This window comes from Nocardiopsis protaetiae, from assembly GCF_045446735.1.
Taxonomy (GTDB): Bacteria; Actinomycetota; Actinomycetes; order Streptosporangiales; family Streptosporangiaceae; genus Nocardiopsis; species Nocardiopsis protaetiae.
In genome coordinates, this window is record NZ_JBJJBV010000396.1 from 1 (window position 1) to 4,654 (window position 4,654).

The window sequence follows — 4,654 nt, forward strand, 5'->3', positions numbered from 1 at the left end:
TCGGGGGGACGAAGAGGGCGGAGAGGGGCACCGCGATGCAGGTGAGGAGGAAGGCGAGGAAGCGCTCTTTTCGTGAACGGTGGGGTTTGCGATGGCGGCCGGTTGTAAGGTGACGCATGTTCGCCTCCTGGTATCGCAGGTGGTGAGCGGGCCCTGGGCCGGTGTGTCCGCACCGGGCCAGGGCGTTGTCGTGTTCGGCGCGGTTCGATGGATGCGGCGGTGCGGATGGCTCGGCCGGTCGGCTGCACTTCCCGTTCGCGGGCGCCCGGTGGTTGCTACGGGTGGAGCTCTTCGGTGGCGGCGCGGTCGGCGTCGACCAGGGCCCAGACGATCAGCGGCCGTCCCGGTTCGCCGGTCCACCACCAACGTTCGCTGAGGTGGGCGACGAGGGCGAGATCGCGTCCGCCAGAGGAGAGGTTGGAGGGGGCGGAACGGCACACCTGCGGCCAGGTGATGCCGGGGTTGTCGGTGCGCGGCCCGTTGTCGCTGACGCCGATGAGGACGATGTCCGCCGGGAGGGTCTCGACCTGGACGCGGATCCGTCCGCCGGGTTCGCCCGAGGCGGTGTGAACGGTGGCGCTGGTGGCCAGCTCGCTGAAGAGGAGGAGCGGGAGGTCGCTCTTGGCCGGGGGAGACGGAGGGCCTGCTCGCACTACTCCCGCATGTGGGAGAGTCGCCCCGGGTCCCCCTCGAAGAAGGCGACGCGCTTGCGGGTTCGGAGGTTGTTGTCGTCGGTGAATCGCGTCGCCGACAGGACCGTCGTTGTTCCTGGTCCGGCTTCCCATCCGCTGGCTGCCGCTGCTGTCAGACCTCTATGTCCTGCTGCGCGATTCTTTGAATCGCGGCCTGGGGCATTTGGTATATCCGGGTGACGAGTGGGTTGATCTTTCTGTCGTGCTGAAAAGGCACTGAGATGCACCGCCGACGTGAACAGCGAAGTGTGTTCGTACCGACGACGGCTGGGCTCGGAGCGGGGCCGTCAGTAGGAGCCGGCTCCCTGCCAGTAGGACCAGGCCACGCACGGGGTTCCGTGGGTGTCCCTGATGTGCCCGAGGCCCCACTCGATCTGTGCCTGTGCGCTGTCCCGGAACCCGGATGGCAGAGTGCCGTGCATGCCCGGCACGAACCCCGTGATGCCGATCGCTCCGGTCCCTGGGTCGGTGACCGTGTGGTCCCAGTGGGACATGGCGCCCCAGAGGTTGCTCAGGCACTGCCACTCGGCGTCCTGCCAGCCGTAGCCCTCGGCGAGATTGCGGGCGATGTTCTGGTTGTCGAGCCGGTTCGGGTTGCCCTGACCCCACTCGTATTCTTCCGGCTCTTCCGGCCGATCGGCCTCCATCCAGGTCTCCCCGCAGGAAGGCCCGCGCACCAGGCACACCATCTGCCGTACGCCTTCGTTGAAGGTCTTGCTCAGTTCCAACTGATACACCGCGACCATGACGGCGGCAACGAGGATGAGTACGGCTGCGGTCTCGGTGAGCGCGGCGCCTCGGTCCCCGTTGTGGGAATCAGCGGGGCAGAGTCGACGCCAGAAACGCGGGGGTCCACTGCGTTCCCCCGCACGCCCCGCAGGCCGCGAAGGCGATGGCCTCCGCGGCTCCCCGAAGTTCGTGTGCCGGGAGCCAAGCAAAACAGTCTCCAGAGGGTGTCTGAGGGGTGGTCAGGAGATGGGGATGTCCTCGATCGGTTCGAACCCAGGGATCTCTACGGATATGTTCTCCACGTCCGAGGGAACGGAGAACATCGACCAGTACGACATCTTCTCTCCCGGCTCGATTCTTTCCCTGAACGTGGAAGAGTTATCGCCAGAGCACAGGCATTCGCCTGCTCCATCCATGACTGGGTGATACCTGGTTCCACCATCGGTCCTGGTTATGGTCACTCCTGCATAGTTGGCGCCGGAGTATGTGTAGGTTTTTCCTTCGAGCCAGGTGAGAACGACTCTCTCGTTCCCTGTGTTTTCTATGGTCCAGGTGACCGAAAGAAGATTGCCTTGTGAGTTTCTCTCTGCTTGGTTGACTTCGGCTGCGAGGTTATCTGATTGTGTTCCATTTCCCTGGGATGAGCCAAGGATATCAAGATCGCTGGAGTTGGGCATAGGAGATGCCGAACTCACACCCATGGATATTAGTACCACTGCCAGAGAGCTTGAAGTGAAGAGGCCGAGTTGCGGGATCATTGCATTTTTCATCTCTGCCTACTTCTCAAACGTCACTGAGACTCGCCGATTTCTTTCCCGGCCCTCTTCCGTGCTGTTGTCTGCGATCGGATCGCTGGATCCGTGGCCGGCAACCTCGAAGGATATTCCTTCACGAGTTACGAGTTCAGAAAGAGAGCGCTCGACTTCTGTTGCTCTGTCTTCGGAGAGAGGAACATTGACCGCATCGCTTCCAGTGTTGTCGGCGTACCCGTCGATGTTCACAACTGTTGCGGAGGCGTCATCGATCTCGGCGGCAACCTGTTCGAGAATTTCTTGCGCTTCTGAACTCAGGGTCGAGCTGTTCGTTTCAAACAGGACATCAGAGGAAAGGATGATGCTTACTTCTTCGCCACTCTCGGTTCGCCCAGTCTGGTCATCGAGGTTATCGGAAATCATGGTGAGATCGAGGATTTTGTCTTCCCCGACCCCCTCATTCTGGAGACTCTCGGATGATGTTCCCACTGGAACGTCAAGGATTGGCGGTGCAATGGGGAGGATGACAGTCATTTCTCCAGGTATGCTCTCCGGTTTGGGATATGCAACCCAAAGGTCCGCGCTTTCTCCGCTCCCCAGGGATCCTTGGAGTGCAGGGGAGCAGAAGCACCTGCCGTTGCTTAGATCGTAGCTCAAGTACCTTTGCTGTTTGCTCGCATCGATCAGTGAAACCCTGCTAGCGGTATTCTGATCACCCATCTCGGCGAGGCCATCGGCCAAAGAAAATGGTTCTCCAGAGTTGTTTTTTACGCGTATACTGAGTCTGAGTATGTCGTTTTCTAGAATTTCTAGGGCAAGTACATCTATCTGGAGTTCGCCGCCGATAGTCGTGGTTGTGGTCGTGGTGCTTCCGATTGGTTCTCGGGATTCTTCTATATTCGGATCTGTGGGTGAAGGGTTCTCCTGGCCTGGTGGGTTTTCGGGTTCGCCTCCTGGAGGCTGGCCATCGCTTGAAACGACACATCCCGAAGCGAAGATTACAAGCGACGTTGCCATCAGCTTCGGGAGAAGCTTGAAAGTGCTTCCTTGGCGTGGCTGGCGACTTCTTTTGTTTGGCGACTCTTTGAGTGTTTCGGGGATTTCCTGCATCGTTAATTTTCGTCCGGTGTGAATGGGGGGTGGCTTTTGATCAGGGGCCACTGAGAATATCGGAGATAGCCGTGCCAATTGCTCCGGTAACGTTCTCAGGGATGCCGAGGGCAAATAGGCCGACAGCGACAGCGGCGACGAGGATCAGGATGGCCGCGTACTCAACGATTCCGGCGCCGTCGTCGTTGTTCTTCGACGGGGGGATGAGCAGGGCGCTCAGGGTCGCCCACATCTTGCTGGTCAGGTTGTTCACAGGGGGTCAGCTCCTTGGGGGAGGAGATCGGGGCAGCCGGCCACATCGTCGTGGCCACACAGCCATGCATCTCAACGGCCTGATGGCTTTACCAAGGTGAACCAAGGGTCAGGGTTCACTCGCATCGACAACTCGGTTACGGCACGAGACTCCCGCGCACGCAGTCGTCTTGGGATTCTCACTATCCAGCACAGACCTCGGGCATACGTCCCGCATCTGACCAGAAGAGGTCATCCTCCTTCACGATGCCCGTCGATCCTGGCCATCACACCCTGTCCACAGGCCCTCTCCGCCTTCGACGAAGGTGCAGGTGAAGGCGCCTTCCTCGGCTTCTCCTCTGCTCTTGGGCACGGAACTGCATTCGGGCAAAACGCCCATGGGTGGATATAACAGTCGGTGTTCGACGAGTCACCATCTTCTCAGTCGACGCGCGAGACGTCACTACTTGGCCGGTGGTTAGTCGGCAAGCAGGCTTGTGACCAGGAAAAATGCCCTTGACCGAGTGAGAAGGCTCGAATCCCGGCAACTCTTCTCCATCTACGCCTGGGCGCGGAGATCCCAAGAGTTCACGTGCCGGAAGGATTTTCCGGTTGGGGCTGGTGGGGTTCGGTGGCTCGGCTCATTCGGTGGGCGGGTGGTGGTGTGGAGTCATCGGCGCAGGTGGTCGCAGCCGTGCGGCCCTTCACTGCGAAGCCCGGCCGGCTATGAACCCCTTGGCTCGCACCGGGAGTGTAGAGACCGCACCACACGAACCAGGGGCTCAGGGCCTGGCTGTGTGCAGGTTCGCGCCTGAGGCCGTCGGCTCGAGTGTCAGTCCTGTGCGGTCGATGGGCGCTTGGGCTTCGGGTGCTGTTCGTCTTCATTGACGGGGTTCGGCTTTGTCGGTTGTTTTTTCTCCGATGTCTCGTGTTCGTCGGGCTGACCGCGCACCATGCTGGTCCGGTTCGCTCGGGGAATCATGTTCTGCCACTGCCATCACTGAGCCTTTTTCATCCTGAAGGTGCAGGTCACAGCCCCGTACCGGTCTCCCTGAAGCCCTTCTGAACAGCAAGAAGCCCCTGGTAGATGGATTAACGACCAAGAAAACCCGCCCCACCAGAGGCTCCACATGCTGTTCT

The 4,654-nt window shown here is 60.4% G+C and carries 5 protein-coding genes; all 5 read right to left on the reverse strand.

The genetic code is table 11. The annotated features are described in order from the left end of the window. Positions 1–275: 275 nt before the first annotated feature. Entirely contained in the window at positions 276–653 is a 378-nt protein-coding gene (locus ACJOT3_RS32670) for an ATP-binding protein (RefSeq protein ID WP_406976994.1), read from the reverse strand. A 326-nt stretch (positions 654–979) separates the two neighbouring features. Beyond that, the gene (locus ACJOT3_RS32675) at positions 980–1,438 is read right to left on the reverse strand and encodes an aggregation-promoting factor C-terminal-like domain-containing protein (protein ID WP_406976995.1); all 459 of its coding nucleotides are present in this window, start codon (positions 1,436–1,438) and stop codon (positions 980–982) included. 222 nt (positions 1,439–1,660) lie between these two features. Then, positions 1,661–2,179, reverse strand: a complete 519-nt coding sequence (locus ACJOT3_RS32680) for a hypothetical protein (RefSeq protein WP_406976996.1) — start codon at positions 2,177–2,179, stop codon at positions 1,661–1,663. Positions 2,180–2,197: 18 nt separating this feature from the next. Beyond that, on the reverse strand, positions 2,198–3,283 hold the full coding sequence (locus ACJOT3_RS32685) for an OmpA family protein (protein ID WP_406976997.1): 1,086 nt from the start codon (positions 3,281–3,283) through the stop codon (positions 2,198–2,200). 40 nt (positions 3,284–3,323) lie between these two features. Then, a complete protein-coding gene (locus ACJOT3_RS32690; protein WP_406976998.1) occupies positions 3,324–3,536 on the reverse strand; it encodes a hypothetical protein in 213 nt (70 codons plus the stop codon). Positions 3,537–4,654 lie beyond the last annotated feature (1,118 nt).